General features: G+C 49.2%; 17 protein-coding genes. 9 read left to right on the top strand and 8 right to left on the bottom strand.

Going from position 1 to position 20,838, the window contains the following annotated elements:
- Positions 1-34 precede the first annotated feature (34 nt).
- The 4 genes from ABWV76_RS19210 (at position 35) to ABWV76_RS19195 (ending at position 4,527) form a co-directional block, all read left to right on the top strand.
- Positions 35-1,762, top strand: coding sequence for a proline--tRNA ligase (locus ABWV76_RS19210; RefSeq protein WP_353376994.1), 1,728 nt, complete (start codon positions 35-37; stop codon positions 1,760-1,762).
- 130 nt (positions 1,763-1,892) lie between these two features.
- Entirely contained in the window at positions 1,893-2,459 is a 567-nt protein-coding gene (locus ABWV76_RS19205; protein ID WP_353376993.1) for a lytic transglycosylase domain-containing protein, read from the top strand.
- Positions 2,460-2,462: 3 nt separating this feature from the next.
- Positions 2,463-3,530 carry a helix-turn-helix transcriptional regulator gene (locus ABWV76_RS19200; RefSeq protein WP_353376992.1) on the top strand — a complete coding sequence of 356 codons (1,068 nt, stop codon included), beginning with the start codon at positions 2,463-2,465 and terminating at the stop codon, positions 3,528-3,530.
- Positions 3,531-3,684: 154 nt separating this feature from the next.
- Positions 3,685-4,527, top strand: coding sequence for a sterol desaturase family protein (locus ABWV76_RS19195; RefSeq protein ID WP_020411948.1), 843 nt, complete (start codon positions 3,685-3,687; stop codon positions 4,525-4,527).
- A gap of 58 nt (positions 4,528-4,585) precedes the next feature.
- Here ABWV76_RS19195 and ABWV76_RS19190 read toward each other — a convergent pair whose 3' ends face one another.
- Positions 4,586-5,536 carry an AEC family transporter gene (locus ABWV76_RS19190; protein WP_353376991.1) on the bottom strand — a complete coding sequence of 317 codons (951 nt, stop codon included), beginning with the start codon at positions 5,534-5,536 and terminating at the stop codon, positions 4,586-4,588.
- 205 nt (positions 5,537-5,741) lie between these two features.
- Entirely contained in the window at positions 5,742-6,146 is a 405-nt protein-coding gene (locus ABWV76_RS19185; protein WP_169337095.1) for a DUF4345 family protein, read from the bottom strand.
- Between the two features lie 242 nt (positions 6,147-6,388).
- On the opposite strand from ABWV76_RS19185, the gene ABWV76_RS19180 reads away from it, so the two are divergent.
- Together ABWV76_RS19180 and ABWV76_RS19175 are read left to right on the top strand one after the other, a co-directional pair.
- Positions 6,389-7,204: a peptidylprolyl isomerase gene (locus tag ABWV76_RS19180; protein WP_020411944.1), complete on the top strand. Its 816-nt coding sequence runs from the start codon at positions 6,389-6,391 to the stop codon at positions 7,202-7,204.
- Positions 7,205-7,368: 164 nt separating this feature from the next.
- The gene (locus ABWV76_RS19175) at positions 7,369-8,298 is read left to right on the top strand and encodes a HupE/UreJ family protein (RefSeq protein WP_353376990.1); all 930 of its coding nucleotides are present in this window, start codon (positions 7,369-7,371) and stop codon (positions 8,296-8,298) included.
- 51 nt (positions 8,299-8,349) lie between these two features.
- Here ABWV76_RS19175 and ABWV76_RS19170 read toward each other — a convergent pair whose 3' ends face one another.
- Positions 8,350-8,826 (bottom strand): Lrp/AsnC family transcriptional regulator, encoded by a 477-nt coding sequence (locus ABWV76_RS19170; RefSeq protein ID WP_020411942.1) that lies wholly within the window; start codon positions 8,824-8,826, stop codon positions 8,350-8,352.
- A gap of 136 nt (positions 8,827-8,962) precedes the next feature.
- The gene (locus ABWV76_RS19165) at positions 8,963-10,171 is read right to left on the bottom strand and encodes a pyridoxal phosphate-dependent aminotransferase (RefSeq protein ID WP_353376989.1); all 1,209 of its coding nucleotides are present in this window, start codon (positions 10,169-10,171) and stop codon (positions 8,963-8,965) included.
- Positions 10,172-11,281: 1,110 nt separating this feature from the next.
- On the opposite strand from ABWV76_RS19165, the gene ABWV76_RS19160 reads away from it, so the two are divergent.
- Entirely contained in the window at positions 11,282-11,998 is a 717-nt protein-coding gene (locus ABWV76_RS19160; protein ID WP_353376988.1) for an aspartate/glutamate racemase family protein, read from the top strand.
- A 961-nt stretch (positions 11,999-12,959) separates the two neighbouring features.
- Here ABWV76_RS19160 and ABWV76_RS19155 read toward each other — a convergent pair.
- Positions 12,960-13,466: a YqaA family protein gene (locus ABWV76_RS19155; RefSeq protein WP_353376987.1), complete on the bottom strand. Its 507-nt coding sequence runs from the start codon at positions 13,464-13,466 to the stop codon at positions 12,960-12,962.
- 432 nt (positions 13,467-13,898) lie between these two features.
- Between ABWV76_RS19155 and ABWV76_RS19150 the strand changes: the two genes are divergently transcribed.
- Positions 13,899-14,099, top strand: coding sequence for a CPXCG motif-containing cysteine-rich protein (locus tag ABWV76_RS19150; RefSeq protein ID WP_083922672.1), 201 nt, complete (start codon positions 13,899-13,901; stop codon positions 14,097-14,099).
- Between the two features lie 53 nt (positions 14,100-14,152).
- Here the strand turns inward: ABWV76_RS19150 and ABWV76_RS19145 are convergent, their stop codons facing one another.
- From ABWV76_RS19145 to ABWV76_RS19135, 3 genes are read right to left on the bottom strand one after another with little or no spacing between them, the layout of a single operon-like run.
- Positions 14,153-15,625: a cryptochrome/photolyase family protein gene (locus ABWV76_RS19145; protein ID WP_353376986.1), complete on the bottom strand. Its 1,473-nt coding sequence runs from the start codon at positions 15,623-15,625 to the stop codon at positions 14,153-14,155.
- Positions 15,625-16,563: a MerR family transcriptional regulator gene (locus tag ABWV76_RS19140; protein WP_353376985.1), complete on the bottom strand. Its 939-nt coding sequence runs from the start codon at positions 16,561-16,563 to the stop codon at positions 15,625-15,627. The genes ABWV76_RS19145 and ABWV76_RS19140 overlap by 1 nt, the downstream gene beginning before the upstream one ends.
- A gap of 8 nt (positions 16,564-16,571) precedes the next feature.
- Positions 16,572-17,501, bottom strand: a complete 930-nt coding sequence (locus tag ABWV76_RS19135; RefSeq protein ID WP_353376984.1) for a YbgA family protein — start codon at positions 17,499-17,501, stop codon at positions 16,572-16,574.
- Positions 17,502-17,780: 279 nt separating this feature from the next.
- Here ABWV76_RS19135 and ydiJ point away from each other — a divergent pair, with 279 nt between their 5' ends.
- The gene (ydiJ, locus tag ABWV76_RS19130; RefSeq protein ID WP_353376983.1) at positions 17,781-20,819 is read left to right on the top strand and encodes a D-2-hydroxyglutarate dehydrogenase YdiJ; all 3,039 of its coding nucleotides are present in this window, start codon (positions 17,781-17,783) and stop codon (positions 20,817-20,819) included.
- Positions 20,820-20,838 lie beyond the last annotated feature (19 nt).

Raw genomic sequence — 20,838 nt, 5'->3', positions numbered from 1 at the left:
CCAGCTTACTGATAATTGAGCCCAACAGATTCCTATGCGCGCATCCCGTTATCTCATTGCAACCCAAAAAGAAACCCCAAACGACGCGGTGGTAATTAGCCATCAACTAATGTTGCGCGCGGGTATGATCCGTCGCCTGTCATCCGGCCTGTACACCTGGTTACCCACAGGATTGCGCGTGCTGCGTAAGGTGGAGCGTATTGTACGCGAGGAAATGGACCGAGCCGGAGCATTGGAAGTACTAATGCCCGTGGTACAACCGGCAGAGCTTTGGGAAGAATCCGGCCGCTGGCAGCAGTATGGCCCTGAGCTGCTGCGAATCCAGGACCGCCACAATAATCACTTCTGCCTGGGCCCAACCCACGAAGAAGTGATCACCGATTTGATCCGCAACGAGATCAACAGCTATAAACAACTACCGGCGAGTTTCTACCAGGTACAAACCAAATTCCGCGACGAAATTCGCCCCCGTTTTGGTGTAATGCGCGCACGCGAGTTCACCATGAAAGACGCCTACTCCTTCCATATCGATGCGGACTCCCTGCAGGAAACCTACGACATAATGCACAATGCCTATTGTCGTATTTTTGACCGCATTGGCCTGGACTACCGTCCAGTACTGGCGGATACCGGCTCTATCGGAGGCTCCAGTTCCCACGAGTTCCACGTTCTGGCACAAAGTGGTGAAGATGATATCGCCTTCTCCACAGAGTCCCGTTACGCAGCCAACGTAGAGCTGGCTGAAGCTGTAGCCCCTGCCGGTGAGCGTGCCGCACCCAGTGGGGATATGCAGGAAGTGCACACCCCAGGGCAGAAAACCATCGCCGATGTCAGCGAATTCCTGAAGAGCGACCCTGCCCACTCGGTGAAAACTCTCATTGTGATGGGCGAATGCGAAGAAGGGGAAACCGCACCACTGGTCGCGCTGGTCCTCCGCGGCGACCACGAGTTAAATGAACTAAAAGCGGAAAAGCTGGCCGGTATCGCAAGCCCGCTTGAGTTCGCACCAGAGCAACGTATCGCTGACGAGCTGGGCTGCAATATCGGTTCTCTGGGCCCAGTGGGCATGAAGATCGAGATGGTTGTGGATAGATCAGCAGCGCACTTGGCAGATTTCATCTGTGGTGCTAACCGCGACGATTACCACTATACCGGCGTGAACTGGGGTCGCGATGTAGAGCTCGGCCGTATTGCCGATCTGCGCAATGTGGTTCCCGGCGATATCAGCCCTGATGGACAGGGAACCCTGGAAATCAAACGCGGCATTGAAGTAGGCCATATCTTCCAGCTGGGTGACAAATACAGCCGCGCAATGAATGCCACTGTACTCGACGAAAACGGTAAGGAACAGGTAATGCCGATGGGCTGTTACGGCATCGGTGTTTCCCGTATCGTAGCGGCAGCGATCGAACAGAATCACGACGATTCCGGCATTCTGTGGCCAGATGCAATCGCTCCGTTCCAGCTGGCGATCGTGCCTATCAATATGCACAAAAGCGAAGTGGTGCGGGAGAAGTGCGACCACCTGTACGAATCCCTGCGCAACAAAGGCATCGATGTATTGCTGATGGATGAGCCAAAGGCACGACTTGGCGCCATGCTTGCAGATGTCGAGTTGATCGGTATCCCACACCGTATCGTAATCGGCGACCGCGGTCTGGAAAAAGGTGTGGTGGAGTACAAAGGGCGCGGCGATGCTGAAAGCCAGGAGTTTGCTGTCTCCCAGCTGGAAGAAGTCTTACTGGATAAAATCAGCCACTAATCCACAACCCGCCATCCCGGCTCCTTAGCGGGCCGGGTATCCTGCCAATACTACGCAATAAAGTAGATTTGCGTTACAGGTCCGCAAAAAGGCACTGCCCATTTTGCCAGGATTTCGTAAAATCCAAGCCATGATAAAAAAAGCTATCACCACAATATGGTTATGCTTGGCTTGGTGTGGCGCCCAATCCCAGAGCATCTCCAATGAAGTCGATCCCGAGTTGCGCCTCGCCCTGAGAGAAGCCATCAGCCAGGCAAACAGTTTTGTCGATCGCTTCGATGCAGAAGTGTGGCTGATGTCAAAATCCCAGCCTCTATCCCGCTATATCAAAGACCCTAAAAGACGGATGCATGTGCTGAAAGCGGTGCACCGCGAAGCGACGCGTGCGGGACTACGACCGGAGATTGTCCTCGCCGTAATCCAGATCGAGAGCGCCTTCAATCCCTATGCGGTATCTCGAGTAGGTGCCCAGGGTATGATGCAGGTGATGCCATTCTGGAAAAAGGAAATCGGGCGTCCGGATGACAACCTGATCGATATGGATACCAATCTGCGCTATGGCTGCACAATCCTCAAGCACTATATTAAGAAAGCCAAGGGTAACTTGGCCAATGCCCTCGCTTATTACAATGGCAGCTATGGCCGCCACAGCTATAGCAGCAAAGTCCTGGATGCCTGGGCTAACCGCTGGAGGTAAGCCATGACCGCCGGTTATTTATTTTTCTCTGGCGGGGCCTGCGCTTTACTGTTGCTGGCGGCTGCCAAAGTATCCATTAACCACTACCAGCTCGCTGCAGGTCGGTGGCTGATTCTGGTCCTGCTAGGCGTAATTTGCTACCTGCTACTACCGACACTGCCCGCGCTTAGTGGCACCGTTGCCATGCTTGTTCATATGCCTGTGATTCTGGTGCCTGCCGCCTTTTGGCTTTTTACACATTTGCTATGCCGAGAGGAGGAATCCTTCCCACATTGGGGCTGGCTCCCGATTTCCCTCTCCATCATCTTCAGCGTCATGGCAAATCACGCACCAATTTCAGTGAGCGCCAACGCACAGGAAATTTTCTTTAATCTATCCCAATTCCTGCGCCTCGCCCTGATTGGCTTGGGAGTGTTGACACTGTTAGGGCAATTCCAATCCGACCTTGTGGAAGAACGCCGCCGCCTGCGCGCAATCCTGTTAATTGTAGTTGGCGCTTATATGTTTATTGTGATCAGTGCCGAGTCTTTGTTTGCTTACCGACCTGTGCCGAATGGTGTACCGACCCTACACGCACTGTTAGCCAGCCTTTTATCGCTGGCAGCTTGTTTATGGCTGCTGGCACTAGCACCCAGCGCCTTGGGGGAGTCCCTTTCACAAGCACCAGTAGAATCCCCAGAGGAAGAGGCACCACCACCAGAACCAGTGCCAAGTCTGGATGAACAGCAGCAGGCACAGCTGGTAAAACTGCAGGAGCATATGGAAAACGGCGGCTACCGTCACACGGGTCTTACTATTCGGGAGCTGGCAGAGCAACTGGATACTCGCGAACACCTGCTGCGCACTCTGATTAATCGCCATCTCGGTTATCGGAATTTTAATGAGTATCTAAATCAGTTCCGTATTGATGAAGCCAGCGCCCGCCTTGCAGACCCTGAACAGGCGCACCTTCCGGTACTGACTATCGCCCTGGATATCGGCTACCGCTCACTCAGCCCCTTTAATGCTGCCTTCAAGCGCCGCCATAATTTGACTCCCACCGAGTACCGTCGCGAGAAGCTGCCCGCCTGATTGGGCAGCCGTTCGGAATCCGTCAGCATTTTTTCATTTTCCGCAAGCCTCTATTAAAAAACGTCCCCAGACTGGAAACTCCACCGCACGCGCTGCCCCAATCCTACCGGGAAAACAGCGACTCCATTTCCAATACAATATTGATGGTGAGAGTATGGATTTTCTAATGGACGTGAGTCACTACGGAGCCACTCACTTTAAATTAACCCTATTTCGCTATGTGCTGGCGGCTTCGGTAATGAGTATCTGTGCAGGCTGGCTATTTCGCGCTTGGATGAACCGGCGCCGAATTCAAGAACGCCGAGCCAACTGGGGGGACATTCGACGAGAAGTCAGCTACTCAATGCTGACCGTTTGTATTTTCACTCTTTTCGGTATCACTATTAATCTGCTGCAGGATATGGGCATTGCCAAGCTTTACTGGCAGTGGAGTGATTACCCTATGTGGTGGAACCTGATCAGCCTGCCTGTAGTTATCCTTTTACATGACGCCTACTTTTACTGGACCCACAGGGCCATGCACCACCCAAGGGTGTTTAAACACTTCCACCGTCTGCACCATATGTCGCGGACTCCCACACCCTGGACGGCTTACAGTTTTTCAATCGGGGAAATTTTTGTTAATGGGCTCTTCTCCCCCCTGATTGCACTAACAATACCCCTACACCCAACTATCTGGCTCAGTTTCCTGTTTGTAATGATTTTCCGTAACTCCATGCTACATACCGGCCGCGAATTTCACCCACGCAGCTGGGTGGATGGTCCGCTGGACAATATGACTACAACCACCCACCACGACCTTCACCACCAGCGATTCCAGGGTAATTATGGCTTCTACTTCACTTGGTGGGACCGGTTGATGGGTACTGAATTCAAAGACTACAAGAAAGTTTTCCGCCAAGCGGTAGACGGGGAGCTCCATGGTGAAAAGCTGCCTCAAGCCCATGGGACGGCACCAACTCCAGATAGGGAGGACGGAGAAAAAATTATCGCATAGGGCGTTCGGTCGGACCTGTGGCATTCAACTGATATTCACAGGTCCGGATCCCGAATGCTCATCCTCCCAAATACAGCGTGAGTGGCAGTGATACCAAGCTGATAAAGGCTGTCGCCACCACCATAGCTGAGGCAACCGCACCATCACATCCATAACGTTTAGCCAGGACAGCAGCAATCGCACCAGAGGGCATAGCAGACTGTAAAACCAGTAACTCCCGCTCCAGGTGTGGCAGCTCAAAAGACAGCGCCAGAACCCAGGCAAGAAGAGGCTCTGCCACTAACTTCAAAAGCACAGCAACAGTAATCAGACCCGCCAGTTCACGCACCGCAATTGGACGCAATGCCAAACCGATACTGAATGCCACCAGTACAATCAGGGACCGACCCGAAACTCGCAAAATATCTTCAAATAGTTGAACAAAGACATTTCCCTGAGGCAAGCTAATAAGAGAAATAACAGTTCCTAGGATCATGGCAATGAAAATTGGCGATGTAAAAAAAGGCCTGCAGGCTTCCCACAGACTTTCCCTTTTTCCCTCATCCCTGCCGAAGTAAATAGCTACGGCAACACCAAAAGTAAACACGGATAATAAGGCGCCATATTCCCCTATCAGTACACTATCTCTCATTACCAGTGGATTATTGTTAAAAACCCGCCGGATCAACGATAGTCCCAAGGTGGATGAGCCGCCAAACCCAGCCACCAATACAATAGAGCCAAGTGTCTTGCGACCTAATCCCATCATTTTTCCGATGAGCCACGCGGGCACCATAATACCGATGCTAACCACGAACAAAATTGCAGCCGGTATTAACGCCTGAGAGGAAAAAGGAACCTTACTCAAACTGAGTAGGATGACTGCGGGCAGTGCAAAATCCGTCGTTAGGCGCCCAAAAACGCCCTGCTCCTCTTCGAGAATCACCCGGTGCTTACGCAACCAGATTGCCGAGGCACAGAGAGCAACCAGGATAACCAAGGCTTCAACCAAGCTTTGGAACTGTGACATTTCACCCACCAATCAGAGGCCACACAGGGCCACTGCGCAACAATTTTTCAATTGATAAAAAAGACACAGCAGGCCAGGGCTGAAAGCCCTCGCCAGGCTTTTTGGCAATAATTAATACAAGGAAAATTATTGGATGGGAAAAGAATAAGTCATTTATCAATAAGCGAAAGCTTTAGAGGTACAACTTGAATTGGAAAACTCTCATTTAGTGTCCATGTTGCAACGGCAACCAGCGAGATTCTCGATAACAGAAAAGTCCCCAGACCACCATCAATATTTCCAGGGCCAAAAACAACAAGTTGCGCTCGTCAAAGCTGCCGGTTGCCAGCATGCCAAAAAGTCTACCCATGGCGAACCCAATATAAGAAATCGACAAAGCCGCATAGGCTGCCCGGCGGTGTGGCCGCATTGCCAGAGCAATTAAGAGAATTACGGCAATTGCCAGCATAAAGCCACCATAAGTAGCAAGAAACTCTGGCACAGCTGCAGGGGAAATGAATGACAGGCCAACTGCTGCAGCGAAAGCCTCTGGATTAAACAGAGCTCCCAGACCGATAGACGCAAAAATCAACAAGTTGAGAGTTAAATAGACTCTACCCAAATATTTCAACTGCAACTCCCCTCCACCAGCGGTGATCTAACGTCTAGGAAGGCTCGCAAAACCGCAAGCCTTCCCGAAAGCCTTCCTCAAGTATATATGAGGCCCAAGCCGCCACTCTTTCTAATAGGTCACCATTCCTTGGTAAATTGGCCGGCAGGGAAAGCTTTTTCTTTCTGGCAAAACACTTACCGCCTTCCATACTTACCGGTCGCCACTTCATTCCCACCAGTTACTTCAAACAGGTCCCGAGTATGAGAGCACTAATCAAAGAGCCGCTCACTCATATGTTAATCATCGGCGGTGCACTGTTTATCCTTGATACGCTTGTACAAGAACAATCGGTGGACCGCAACAAAATTGTCATAACTGAGGACCGTATTGAGCACCTTTCCGCAGTATTTTCCCGTCGCTGGCAACGGGCACCCTCTCCTGTTGAGGTACAGCAGCTTGTGGAAACTTATGTGCGAGAAGAAATATTGTACCGTGAGGCGCTGAACCTCGGTCTGGATCACAATGACACCGTGATCCGGCGACGTTTACGTATGAAGATAGAACTTGCCGCCAGGGATATTGCCGACAACTTTGAGCCGGCGGAAAGCACGCTGCAGCAATACATGGAGCAAAATGGGAAAGACTACCAGCGCCAAGCCCACTTCAGCTTCCGACAACTCTATTTTCAAACCAGTAATAGCCAGGAGGATATTAAAAAAGTCCTCATCCGGCTTAACCAGGGCCTGGAAGACGCCTCTGCCGGAGACAGTAGCCTATTGCCCAATCAGATAAACAATAAGAGCAGCACGCGTATTGATCAGCTATTTGGCCCCGGCTTTTCCAGCCAACTTACTAAATCATCGCAGGGAAACTGGTTTGGACCACTGAAGTCCGCTTATGGCTGGCACCTGGTTTTCGTAGATGATTATGAACCCAGCAGCGCAGCCAAGTTTTCAGAAGTGCGGACTCAGGTGCTGCGTGATTGGCAATTAAACAGGCGAAAAGCACAACTGGAACAGCAATATCAGCAGTACCGAGAAAATTACACAGTACGTATTGACGCCCCATCCCTCTGAAATTGCCACACTATAGCAGGACGAAAAAGATGCACTATAAAAGCTGGGCAAAAATATACTTATTAGTGCTGTGTATAGCTGCTCTCTCACTCCCTACCACCGCCCATGAGTTACGATCCGCCTATCTCCAAATTGAACAGATAGACTCACGGCGATTTGATGTTATGTGGCGAGTGCCCGCGCGCGGAGAATTACGGCTGTCTCTGGATGTACATCTGGGCCTGGGTTCTACTGTACTTGGCCCAGCCAGTGGTGGCTTCCAAAACGGATTTTATACAGAGCGCTGGCAGATATATCACCCCAATGCGCTTTCACAACTGCCCATCTCCATTGATGGGCTGGAACACACCCTCACCGACGTACTTGTACGGATTGCCTGGCTAGATGGGAATGAAATATTCCAACGACTGATGACCGAGCGCACTGGCTTTACTGTCGGCAAAAAGGAATCCCATGATCAAGTTACCAGCACCTATTTCAAGCTCGGCCTGGAACACATTCTACTCGGCATAGATCACCTCTTGTTTGTCCTGGCCCTAATGTTGCTCTGCAGTGGCTGGCAGCAGCTACTGCTTGCCCTCACCGGTTTCACCCTAGCTCACAGCATAACCCTGGGCGCCACCACCCTGGGGCATTTATCCCTGCCACAAGCCCCTGTCGAAGTAATCATCGCTCTCAGCATTGTCTTTATAGCCCGAGAAATATTGGCCAAGGGTCATGGTTACAGCAGCCTGACAACGCGCCTGCCATGGCTTGTGGCCTTCGCCTTCGGTTTGCTGCATGGCCTCGGCTTTGCCGGTGCTCTGGCGGATATTGGGCTACCGCAAAGCTCTATCCCCCTGGCACTTCTCAGTTTTAACCTGGGTGTGGAAGCTGGACAAATACTGTTTGTCGCCATCACTGCCACTCTATTCATAGGGTTTTGTCACATACTCAGGCTGCTTCATCAACGATACATCCCAGGGCAGCAGGTGCCTGAAAAGAAGTGGGAAAGGGGCAATATAACAGTCTGGATAGCAACACCAATTGCCTACTTGATCGGCGCAGTCGCCTGCTGGTGGTGTCTGGATAGAACTCTATCGCTACTAATCTAGCCCTTGGCTCCAGTGGTAGGGCTATTCAGCCCCACCACCTGCGGTTTTGGCTCAGTCCTGAAACAGCAGCTCCAGGGGATAGCCAGTGAAAGGTTTGGTTTTTTCAATGACTAAATGCGAGGTCATACGTGAGATCGCAGCTTCCTCGTTGGCCAGCAGCTGCTCAGAGACCCGATTGAAGTCCGCCGCATCAGGGCAAACGAAACGCAACATATAGTCAAACTCACCAGACATCTTCACACAGGATACTATCTGAGGGATGTCATTGATAATCCGCCGGAAATTTTCACTGGTACGCGCATCCTGGCGCTTAAGGGCCACGTTTACATAAAACTCTGCATGGCGCACCTTATCCAAGTTAATCTCGGCAAGAAATTCGCGGATGTAGCGCTCACTGGTCAGGCGCTTAACCCGAGCCAGGCAGGCACTCTCCGACAGACCAATCTGTTCACTCAAATTCAGGTTGCTAATACGGGCGTTGGTTTGCAGCGCCTGCAAAATACGCAAATTATGCCGGTCAATTTTCACAGAACTGATTTCTTTTGAATCTGAAAGGGGGCAAGGATAGCGGTATTCGCTGAAGGCTGAAACATTACTGCCTCCACAGCGGCAAAAGCCACCGCCTCAACACTTTAGTCTGAGGCGACCACTTTCGCTCTTCGGCTCAGCCGGCCTGGCGATTTCCACTGGTGATAAACTGCTCGATACGATCCAACGCTCGGGACAGTTCAGCTTCATCCGCGGCAAGGGTAAGGCGAACATGGTTCACTGCACTCTCACCAAAAGGTGCGCCAGGTAGCACGGATACCCGCTCAGCATCCAGCAGGGCCTCGGCAAACTCCTGCCCAGAGGTAGCGACTTCAGACACGTTCACCATAACAAACATTCCCGCCTCTGGGCTGTAGCAGCTAAGGCCAGGTATTTTGCCAATGCGTTCGACAATTAAGTCGCGGCGGCGCTCGTAAGCATCCCGCATCTGTTTGACGAAATAGGAATCGAACTCCAGGGCGAAAGCCGCTGCTTCCTGGATAAACTGTGGGCAACCGAAAATAGTAGCACCTGCAAACTCCGCCAGCCGATCAACCAACGGACCACGAGCTACTGCCCAGCCAAGGCGCCATCCACTCATGGCATGGGATTTAGATAGGCCGTCAATGACCACAATGTTATCCAGCTCTTCAGCGGCCGTGCGTAGGGAAGTATGACGGCGAGCGAACGTAATCATGGAATACATCTCATCGCACACCAACCAGACATTGCGCTGGCGACAGTATGCCGCCAGTTCATGTAACTGCTCTGGGGTTGCCATGGCGCCAGTGGGGTTTACCGGGGTATTGATCATTACCACCCGGGTCTCTTCACCAATAGCTGCCTTGATTGCTTCCACATCGAAAGCAAAATCTTTCTCTGCAGGGCAAGCCACCCGCTTAACAGAGAGCCTGAGACCGTCGCAAATTGGCACATAACCAATATACATCGGCTCGGGAATCACTATCTCCTCACCAGGATTCAGAAGGCAGGAAAGCACTGCGTAGATAGCGTTGGTTCCACCTGGAAACACTACGACATCATCGGGGTTGCAGGGGTGTTGAGATACCTTACTCTCGATATCGGCAATAGCGCGGCGCAACATAGGCTCCCCCGCGGCGGGAGAGTAATGGGTACGTCCCACGCCAAGCCTGGCACGGGCAAAATCCAGTATGGGCTCCGGGGTGTCGAAGTTTGGATCACCCACACACAGAAATATGACGTCCTCCCCCTTGTCAGCCAGGCCATGGGCCCGGTCACTGACGGCCCATACATTAGAATCCTCGCTGTTCAGAGCCTGACTTTGCAGGCTGAATCGGGGAGTAAAATCTGTCACGTTCTTCACTATTTATCTGCCATTTATGCCCGATACGGTAACAACCGTCAGGGTAATTGATGGCTATAAATCAGGGCTGATTTCGCATTAGGCAGAATTTTGCAGGGGCATTACCGCAGAAAATTCTGTGAGTATCCGTCTCTCTCGATTTGCGACCGGGGAGTGGGTTCTGGTCGGCAAAGAGATACCAGAGAGAGAGTTAAAGGGGAGGAGTTAAAGCGGGTAATCAGATAATGCTATCAAGCACCTGAATATGACCAATTGGTCTGGATAATTCAGCAGCAACCTGATCAGATAGGCAAAATTCATTTTAGGCCCGGTAAGAGTCAACCTGGTACCAAGGTGCACAAACCTGTTTTCTATTGGCGCCTATTTCTGCAACCGAGACTAGGAAGATCTGTCATAACCTTTTTAGGTTTACAATCGCCGATAATTTTCAGTTGCCATTCTGAACTGGACATTCAGGGACAAATAAAAAAGAGCTTGGACCAAATGAACAGATGTCTGGCTAAATCGCTATTACATATCGCAAGTTTAGCCTTCTCCGCGTCTTTACCAAAAGAGCAAAAAGACACTTTAATTAGTGCGCTTAACTTGGAAATGTCCAGCTGTTACATCCTACAGGAAACATTCCTGCAATTCACAAAAGTCTACAGAGGGCTTCCCAATCTAAAGAGACACAAGCAGAAGATACCGATTTCATCATCTTTGCTCTCAGGAATAATTGTGGCGGTGATGGAAATATGGGCCAGCCGATTGGCAGCTGCTTATTGATATGCCTACACACTTGAACAGCATTTATTGGAAAGCTTCCAATAAAACATCAGAACTCTGAACTTCCGATAATATTAACGGCGAAAGAAGATCTGATACTCCTATTTTTTTAGGGCCAGCAAAAACACATTCTCTAGTACAAAAGCATTTGCTTACTACCAAAAACACTTAAAGAGAGCCACTCTACTTGGTGAGATTACCAAAGGAAAAGCTAATCCCTGACAATTCTTTCCACTGGATGAATCGCTTAAGATAACTATTCCTATTGCCGAGTCAGTAAACCCTGTCCCTATAAGCAATTGAGAGCGTGTTTGGGGACTATTCAAACATCAAAGGAAGTAGTCAGTGAAGCTAAATAACGAAATAAAGCACATTGGTATTGTGGGATGCTCCGCTGAGGGAGCAGCGCTTTGCTACAAGACAATTTGCAATGAGAGCGCCAAGTATCTTGGGAAACACGCCCATCCTGAGGTTTCCATGCACACCCACTCCCTGGCAAGTTATGTACAGTACCTGGAGTCAAATAATTTCGAGGGTATCGGCGACCTGATGCTCTCTTCCGCAAAAAAACTCAAAGCTCAAGGGGCTGATCTACTAATTTGCCCTGACAATACCATCCATCAAGCATTCAATTATATAAGCTCAAAGTCTCCACTGCCTTGGCTCCATATTGTTGACTGTGTAGTTGATTCAGCACTGTCAAAGGGCTACACAAATCTAGGCATACTTGGGACCCAGTGGCTTGTGGAGAGTGATATATATCCGGAAAAAATTGAGGCGGCAAATATAAGCTGGCAGCGCCCACCACAAAGAACAATTGAAAAAGTCGGCCACTTAATTATGTATGAACTGGTCAACGGGATTTTTAAACCAGACACCATTCAGTATTTTCAGGATATCATAAGGCAATTCGGGGAAGCGGGATGCGATGCTGTAGTCCTTGGCTGCACGGAAATACCATTGATAATTAACGATAGTAATTCACCCATTCCGACGTTAAACTCCAATCGATTATTGGCAGAGGCAGCTATGGCAGAAGCGATATTGATGCGGTCAAAATAGCAATCATTAATATATACAAAAGCACCAAGTATCTGTTATCTAGAGAATATCCGCAGTGATCTCCCCTTTATCTTCCATTACCTTTCTCTTTTTTATCCTAATTTCGTTTACAGCCAATGCCAATATTTATAAGTGGGCCGATGAAAATCGGTCAAGTACATTTTAGTGATAAGAAAAATGAAAATGTAAAACAAGAAATAATCAATTCTAAAAAGTACATATCAGACTGATCTCCATTCAAAATCACCGGTGAAACGTTAAATACCTAGATAAGCAAACAAGAGCTAGGACGTTTCGTACAACCAAACATGATGTTAGCCACGCTATCAAAGATACTATAACACCCTACTCTCCCTCCAGGCTAAATGAGGGATTAGCTGAACAGATGGAAACTATATCAAAAGTAAATAGACAGTTTAAAATCACTCGCCACAAGAAAAATTATAATTGGGTTAATCCGCCCGAACACAGATTAAAGCTAATGGATATCAATACATTCTTGAAGCTACCAAGCCAAAACTGGAGACATAAGTTGAGAAATGGGCAGGCACGCTTACATTCCCCAACAGGTCAATTTGTTTACTCTCTCTTCTCCACACAACCTGATAGAAGCTTTATCGATAGGTTAATGCACAAGTTTGAACGCGGAGACCGCACATTCTTATACTACCATGTCGACGAGGTCTATATCGGAGGTATTAAAAACTGGAAATAAAATTGAAAAACTGGCTTAACAGCAAGACAATTGAGCATTTCGTTTTATAAAGTAAAAATGACTGAGCATATACAAATTTTGACTTCTAATAAATTAGTCCAAAAAACATATCTTACTTTTCGCCTCTATTTCACCTCTTTGAGAAGTGGCATTACGGTACTCGCCACTCCAATTAGGCAACACGGCTACCCTTTAAAGCACCATAAAATGGACATTACAGGAGGAAAACATAACAAGGCCTTATAGCTATACAACTTTTAACACCATATAGCTAAGAACTATATATCGAAGCAGCTTACCCAGGCCTACTAATATCAAAAACCACAACAAGCGCACCCGTAAAATACCAGCTACAACTGTCAATGGATCGCCAATAATTGGAACCCAGGAAAAGCAAAGTGAAAGTACCCCGTACTTCTTAAATCTTTGCTCTGCCTGATCAAATTCATTCTCGGTCATCTTAAGCCATTTCTTCGCAAGCCCCAAGCCAGCCCAGTACCCCAAGGCATAATTAGTCAGAGAGCCTGCCACATTCCCAACAGTTGCTACAGCAATTAAAGAAATTGGTGATAGGCCACTTAATAATAATGCACTTAAAATAACCTCTGAACTTAAAGGTAAGATAGTTGCAGCCAAGAATGCGGAAATAAAAAGACCTACAAACCCAAAATCAACCAAGCTGCCCATAAATTTCAAAGCTACCTTTATATCTGTCAAGTAATACAGAAGTCCTAAAGCAATAATCCACACCATATATGCTACTGCCTTAGAGGGCAACAAGATATTGTAGTATCAATTTATTATTCATCGGAAGAAAATGACGATCTAAAAAGTAGCTCTCTTTCTTTTTAAAGCCAATAAAGCTGGCTAGATATGAAAAAGCCCTGTTAAAAGATGGCAAAATCTGCTTTCAGGTTTAAAACCAGACTCTCCCCTGTTTTAATTAATCCATCCCCTTTCACATCGACAACTTCATAAATTAAAAAATTCTCCAAAAAGGGGGAAGGGTAGTTACAATAGGGAGCCCGCCTTATAGCAAAGCAATAATTTCTGCTATATTCACATAAGTAATCATGACACAAATTGTCGAATATTCTAATCATAGATTCGAACAACGAGTTCAAAAAGCTTTTCTTATGGCAAGATAAATGAAAGTTTTACCCCAACTTAGCGAGGTAGCAGACCATGCCTAATGCCTTAATTGAAGAGAGAATATATTGCCCATATTGTGGTGAATCAATTACGGTATTGATCGACACCTCTGTAACCCCACAGCAATACACCGAAGACTGCCAAGTATGTTGCAATCCAATAGTTTTTCGCATAAATATTGATATGAATGGAGACTTATCAATCTCTACATATGATGAAGATGAAATATTTTGAACGTATCTTATTAACTGGAGCACATGATACTTACTAAAACACGTTAGCGGCCTTTACTTCAATTTCGAAAAAAGCTCAATCGCCCGTTTTCGTCCAGCTCCCACATCACAAATAACCTGCGGATAACCTGCAACAGGTGGTGGATCATGGATACCCTTGTCATCAAGAGAAGCTAACTCCGGCACAAATTTTCGGATAAACTCACCTTTGGGATCAAATTTCCGAGATTGACTATAAGGGTTGAATACACGGAAATAGGGTGCAGCATCAGTACCGGTGGATGCCGTCCACTGCCAACCGCCATTATTAGATGCAAAGTCAGCATCAATCAAGCGTTGCATAAAATACCGTTCACCCCAGCGCCAATCGATAAGCATATTTTTGCTTAAAAATGAAGCTACTATCATACGTAACCGGTTGTGCATCCATGCCGTTTCGTTCAGCTGTCGTATAGCCGCGTCGACAATAGGCACTCCAGTTTCACCTCGGCTCCAACGCTCAAATCTATCTTTATCATATGACCAGGGAATTTGATCAGTTTCCTCTCTGAATGGTTTTCCTTTACTCAGCCGAGGGAACTCCACCAATAAATGGGTATAAAACTCCCGCCAGATCAGCTCACTAATCCAGCAGGCGATACCATCTTGTCCACCTAACCAGTGTCCGTCATTGAGTTTTAGGGCCATTCCTACACACTGACGGATTGAGATAGCCCCACTATTTAAGTAGGGCGATAGCCGCGAGGTACTATCCAAGGCAGGAAAATCCCGTTCTGCCTGATATTTATTAACTATTTCACTAAATGCCTTCAGGCGTTTTTGCGCAGCTTTTTCCCCAGTCTTCCAGCCATTGACAACCCCCGAATTAAAGGCCTCAATTGAAAAATGTAATAACTTACCAGGTACTTTTTGATTCAGTTTTTCGCCCCCCTCCAGGGTCACCGACCTCGGCCATTGTGCTCTCTCATCAGTCAGGGGTATTTTTCGAGGGGCGGGCAAAGGCTTAACATCACTATCTGTACATCGTTCTATCAGTGCGCGCTTAAAAGGAGTAAAAACCCTGTAAGGATCTCCACTACCTGTCCTCACTGACCCCGGAGAAAAGAGCGTACGATCACTATAATAATTTACCTGAATACCACTTCTCTGTAGCTTTTCCCGCACAGCATTATCCCGGCGCTGTTCATTTAGCGGATATTCAGCATTGGCAAATAGCGCGTCTATTTTAAGGCGTCGGATAATTTTCTGCAGTGCCTGGGGAACTCCAGAAAATGTGGGCACCTCAAGAAAATACAGGGGGATATTTTTGGTTTGCAACTGGAGCTGTAGTTCGTAAAGGCAGCCCATACGAAAAGCCACTAATGCATCACCTTCATTATGGCTTTTCCAACTATCGGGGCATGCAATGAAAATCGCTGCCAACTGTTCACAACATTTGCTGGCATGGTAGAGCGCAGAATTATCATGTAACCGCAGATCACTGCGCAACCAAACCAAACCGCGCCCCAGGGTAAATTGTTGGCTCATTACTTCAGCTGCTCCCGTAATTGAGCAATAATACTAGCGGTAGCTCCTGGCAGAATTGAGCAAAAAGGCAGTCTCATAATGCCATCCAACTCAGTAATTTGGATCTCAACATAGTCCCCCGCCAGCCATAGAGGCACCCGAAGCCCTGAGGCCAGAGTCGATAAATCCCTAGTAACAAAATGCTTGGGCAACGCACGGTAGCTATAACAAAGTACACCATCCACCTGCAGCTTTTGCATAATTGCTGCCAAGTTGCCCATGCCTACCTGACCATTAAAGACAAAAGCATCGATACCATTGGCAAGCAGCACGTTGCCAAACATCAGGGTAAAAACCTTTTGCTCCTCACCCGGAGGCCCCAGGAGAAAAATACGACACTTATCTGGTTTGTTATCTTTGCACAGGTTTTTTCGGGCAATATCGTTGGCCACTATCAGCTGCTCATGTAGCAACTGCCAAAAAAGGGAAAGAACCAACGTCCTGTCAGGTAAAGGCGACCGATCCAGTCTTTCTCTCAAGGGCTTTAACCAGCACTCCAATAATAACTGCGGAGAAAAACCGGTTATCCACTGATCTAATCGCCGGCGTAACTGAGGCTCAGCAACCTCTCGAAGCAGCTCACAAGTTTCATCAAGTAACTCACGCCAACTGCTCCCGGTTTCTATACTTTCCTCTGCGCGCAATACTATTCCATCACCACGCTCCAATAGTGCACGAACCTGTCCTATAGACACGCCACGCGCTAGGAACGTCAAAATAGTTTCGATACGCCCGACCTCCTCGTCACTGTAGAGACGATGGCCTTTACTGGTACGGACCGGAGTCAAGAGGCCGTAACGGCGCTCCCAGGCCCTCAATGTTACCGGCTGAACACCAGTGCGACGTGCCACTTCTCGAATAGGCAGATAGGCAACTTCTGTGAGACCTGTATCATTCATGCTAACCATCAACGAAACTCACACAAACCAAGTTCAGCTGGCTCTGCAGCAAGCAAGACCTGGCTATGGATAAAATGATGGGGACTGCGCGGTAAATAATGGCGCAGCATAGTAAGCACTGCCGATAAAGGTTTGCGCCCCTGGCGGTACTCATCAATAAGATGTGCCAACTCGGCCCGCTCTTCTTTGGTCAAATAACCTTTCAGGTGGCCCTGGCTATGCATCAGGGCATTAGTTCGATCCTTGCGGCTGGCTTGGTTGGTAAGAATTTCCATAATTTTTCCCCGCACTTCATAGGCAAACCGCTCAGCTTCCAACGCTCGGGAATTTGAAACAAACTGGCCAAGTGCACGTGTCTGTGGCTGGCTATGGGCCAGCAGCAAGTACTTATAAGCGGTATAAAACTCGATCACGCGAGCCGGGCGGGGGTCGGAAGCCACGTAGCGATGCCAGGCATCGTAGGCAAAAACGCGGGTGAGGAAATTTTCACGTATATCACTGGCATTCAAACGCCCCACCTCTTCCATCGGCAAATGCGGAAAATGATGGCGTAAACGCGCGGCAAACAATCCAGAGTCATGGGCAAGTACTCCGGTTCCATCCACCTTGTAATGGGGCGTGGTGCGAATGCCACAACTGGGAGACTTCTGCATCAGAATAAAACCGCGAAGATTTTCCACTTCTGGTACTACCTGATCCGCATAGTGCTCCAGTGACTCCGTCACATCCAGGGTGGCATCCTCTCTTCCCACCGCTCGCAGGCGGTCACTCACAATGAGATGAATAGGTGGTCGAGGCACTCCCATGCCAATTGCCACTTCCGGACAATAGGAATGGAGCTCGAAGCAATTGCTCAGCAGCTGAGTGCAGACTTTACTGTGCTTGTGACTGCCGTTGTAACGCACCGGGTCCCCCACCGCGCAGCGACTAATTCCCACAGGGATTTTCTTAGGCAGTAGATGGATATGCATAGTTATGGTGCGCAGAAAAATTTCATGTATCTTTTTTATAGCCTGCGGCAATTAGTTATACAAGCTTCCACTTTGTATAACTTTTTCGGCACCCTGGATTTAGCGCTATGCCGCTTGCGCCCACCCACACCGCAGCTACAATGCAGAGCCGCATTCCTACCGAGCGGCCAGGCTTTAAGTTATTTCCTGCCTTCCACTCCGGTCTTGTATGCGGCCTTCACCTCCCCCGAAATTACGGATTAGCTCATGATTCCAGCATTGCGCGAAGTCGACGAGGTTCAAGCGCTCTATTTGCAGTTTTTGCAAGAACTGACAGATGCGGGTTTCCGCGGCGATACCACCCCCAGTTACGCCAGCCGCACGGTCCTAGCCACCGATAATTCCATCTATCAAGTGCTGCCACAGGCAGTGGTGTACCCCCGTGATAGCCGCGATTTGCAGCTGCTGGCCTCGCTGGCGGATCAGAAAGAGTTTCACTCTATTGTGCTCTCTCCTAGAGGTGGCGGCACTGGCACTAATGGCCAGTCACTCACTGACGGACTGGTAGTGGATATCTCCCGTCATATGAATCAAATCCTGGAAATCAATGCAAAAGAATGCTGGGTGCGAGTGCAGGCTGGCGTAGTTAAAGACCAGTTAAATGCCGCCTTGAAACCCCATGGTCTGTTTTTTGCACCTGAGCTATCAACCAGTAACCGCGCCACCATCGGCGGCATGATCAATACCGATGCCTCAGGCCAGGGCTCCTGTGTTTACGGTAAAACCCGCGATCACGTGCTCGAGCTGCATACAGTACTCATGGGGGGGGAGCTGTGGCACTCCTCTTCCATAGAGGAAACAGAGCTACAAAAAATATGTCAAGAGGACAGCCGCTCCGCAAAGGTACACAAAACCTGTGATGACATCGCCAGGGAAAAAGCCGAATTAATTGAACAGAGGTTCCCCAAGCTCAATCGCTGCCTTACTGGTTATGACTTGGCCCATATCCGCGAAGGCGAGCGCTTTAACCTCAATAATGTACTCTGCGGGTCCGAGGGGACCCTCGGTTTTATCGCTGAAGCGAAGCTAAACCTTTTACCCATCCCCAAGTGCGTAGCGCTAGTCAACTTGAAGTATGATCACTTCCAGGAAGCACTGCGCGATGCTAATGATTTGATGCGCGCGGGGCCCATGTCTATCGAAACGGTAGACAGTAAGGTCCTGCAGCTGGCCATGGAAGATATCGTATGGCACAGCGTGAGCGAATTTTTTCCCTCGGAGGATCGCCCAGTCAAAGGTGTCAACTTGGTGGAATACGCTGCAGACACAGAAGAAGAGCTGGAGCATGCACTAAGAACATTCACTGGGCACATTGATGAGACCATAGGCCGACCGGGTAAAAGCTTCGGCTATTCCATCGCCCGCGGTCACACGGAGGTCAACCGGATATGGGCCATGCGCAAACGAGCGGTAGGCCTATTGGGTAATGCCCAAGGGGAAAAACGCCCGATTCCATTCGTGGAAGACACCGCCGTACCGCCCGAAAACCTGGCAGATTTTATTGCTGAGTTTCGCGCGGTATTGGATAAAGCCAACCTCGACTATGGCATGTTCGGTCATGTGGATGCCGGTGTATTACATGTGCGTCCAGCTATCGATATGAAAGATCCTCAGCAGGCCGCACAAATTCGCCCAATCACCGACCAGGTCGTGGCACTTACGCAAAAATATAAGGGGCTACTTTGGGGGGAACACGGCAAAGGCATTCGCTCCGAGTATGCACCAGAATTTTTTGGGGAACTGTATCCCGAGCTGCAAAAAATTAAATCCGCTTTCGATCCACGTAACCAGTTTAATCCCGGCAAAATTGCCACGCCTGATGACAACTCCAGCCTGCTGAAAATTGATGCGGTAAACACCCGCGGAGAACTCGACCGACAGATCCCAGCCCAGGTATGGGAGGGCTATGATGAAGGCGTGCACTGTAATGGCAACGGCGCCTGCTTTAACTGGAACCCCGATGAAGCGATGTGCCCGTCCTATAAGGCCACCCGCAATCGAATCCACTCTCCCAAGGGGCGCGCCTCTCTAATGCGCGAATGGCTGCGGCTGTTAAGCAAGCACGATGTAGATGCTGTAGCCAGCGCGCGCAAGTACCGCGAGCGCTCCTTTTTTGTCGGCCTGCCCAAACGCTTCATCAATACCCTGGCTAAAACCCGCGGCGAATACGACTTCAACCACGAAGTGAATGAAGCCATGCAAGGCTGCCTCGCATGTAAGTCCTGTGTCGGCCAATGCCCAATCAAAGTAGATGTACCGGAATTCCGCAGCAAGTTTCTCGAACTCTATTACAGCCGATACCTGCGTCCGTTAAAAGATTACGCCGTCGGCGGACTGGAATTTCTGATGCCGCATATGGCAAAACTGCCACAGCTCTACAATTGGCCCTTAAAACTGAAGCCGGTTTCCCTCTTAATGGAACGTATTTTCGGCATGGTAGATAGTCCTCAGTTATCGCAGAAAACTCTGCAAGCCAGTGTGCGTGAACTCGGCGTGCCTACTGCCAGTAAAGCCTGCCTGGAAACCCTGGGACCGTCCCAGCGCAGCCGGGCGGTAATCATCGTGCAAGATGCTTTCACCAGTTATTTTGATGCTGAAGTGGTGGCCGATATCTTGCGCCTGCTCAAACAGTTGGACTTTGTACCGATACTTGCTCCCTACCGCGCCAACGGCAAACCCTTGCATGTGCATGGATTCCTGCGCCAGTTTCAACGGGTTGCCGAGGGTAATAGCGAGATGCTCAACAATCTGGCGGACAGTGGCATACCTCTTGTGGGGATAGACCCCTCCATGACTCTCACCTACCGCTCCGAGTACAAAAAACTCCTGGGCGAACAGGCACCGAAAGTCCATCTTTTACAGGAGTGGCTGGCACAGCAAGAAGAACACCTATACAAACAACGCGAGCGGGTGCGCCCAGCCAGTTTTCAGCTCTTGCCCCACTGCAGTGAACAAACCAACGCCACCGCTTCTTTGAAGGATTGGCAGGAGGTTTTTGCCACCCTCGGCCTGGAACTGCAAACCGAAAGTCTCGGCTGCTGCGGAATGGCGGGCACTTATGGCCACGAGGCCACACACAAGGATACCTCGCAAGTAATATTCCAGCAGTCATGGGCACCCAAACTTAGTGGCGGCAAGGGCAACCAACTAGCCACCGGTTATTCCTGTCGCTGCCAAGCCAATCGCTTCGCAGGTGTCAGCCTGCGCCACCCTCTGCAAGGACTCCTGGCACAACTCAAGAACTAGGGATTTACTGACGTAAGGG

The organism is Microbulbifer sp. NBRC 101763 (genome assembly GCF_040371615.1).
Classification (GTDB): Bacteria; Pseudomonadota; Gammaproteobacteria; order Pseudomonadales; family Cellvibrionaceae; genus Microbulbifer; species Microbulbifer variabilis.
The sequence above is the reverse complement of the archived record's forward strand: the minus strand, read 5'-3'. Positions and strand labels throughout refer to the sequence as shown.

Coding starts and splice junctions, on each gene's coding strand:
- ABWV76_RS19210 (WP_353376994.1), top strand. CDS start 35: ATGCGCGCATCCCGTTATCTCATTGCAACCCAAAAAGAAACCCCAAAC.
- ABWV76_RS19205 (WP_353376993.1), top strand. CDS start 1,893: ATGATAAAAAAAGCTATCACCACAATATGGTTATGCTTGGCTTGGTGT.
- ABWV76_RS19200 (WP_353376992.1), top strand. CDS start 2,463: ATGACCGCCGGTTATTTATTTTTCTCTGGCGGGGCCTGCGCTTTACTG.
- ABWV76_RS19195 (WP_020411948.1), top strand. CDS start 3,685: ATGGATTTTCTAATGGACGTGAGTCACTACGGAGCCACTCACTTTAAA.
- ABWV76_RS19190 (WP_353376991.1), bottom strand. CDS start 5,536: ATGTCACAGTTCCAAAGCTTGGTTGAAGCCTTGGTTATCCTGGTTGCT.
- ABWV76_RS19180 (WP_020411944.1), top strand. CDS start 6,389: ATGAGAGCACTAATCAAAGAGCCGCTCACTCATATGTTAATCATCGGC.
- ABWV76_RS19175 (WP_353376990.1), top strand. CDS start 7,369: ATGTGGCGAGTGCCCGCGCGCGGAGAATTACGGCTGTCTCTGGATGTA.
- ABWV76_RS19155 (WP_353376987.1), bottom strand. CDS start 13,466: ATGGTGTGGATTATTGCTTTAGGACTTCTGTATTACTTGACAGATATA.
- ABWV76_RS19150 (WP_083922672.1), top strand. CDS start 13,899: ATGCCTAATGCCTTAATTGAAGAGAGAATATATTGCCCATATTGTGGT.
- ABWV76_RS19145 (WP_353376986.1), bottom strand. CDS start 15,625: ATGAGCCAACAATTTACCCTGGGGCGCGGTTTGGTTTGGTTGCGCAGT.
- ABWV76_RS19140 (WP_353376985.1), bottom strand. CDS start 16,563: ATGAATGATACAGGTCTCACAGAAGTTGCCTATCTGCCTATTCGAGAA.
- ydiJ (WP_353376983.1), top strand. CDS start 17,781: ATGATTCCAGCATTGCGCGAAGTCGACGAGGTTCAAGCGCTCTATTTG.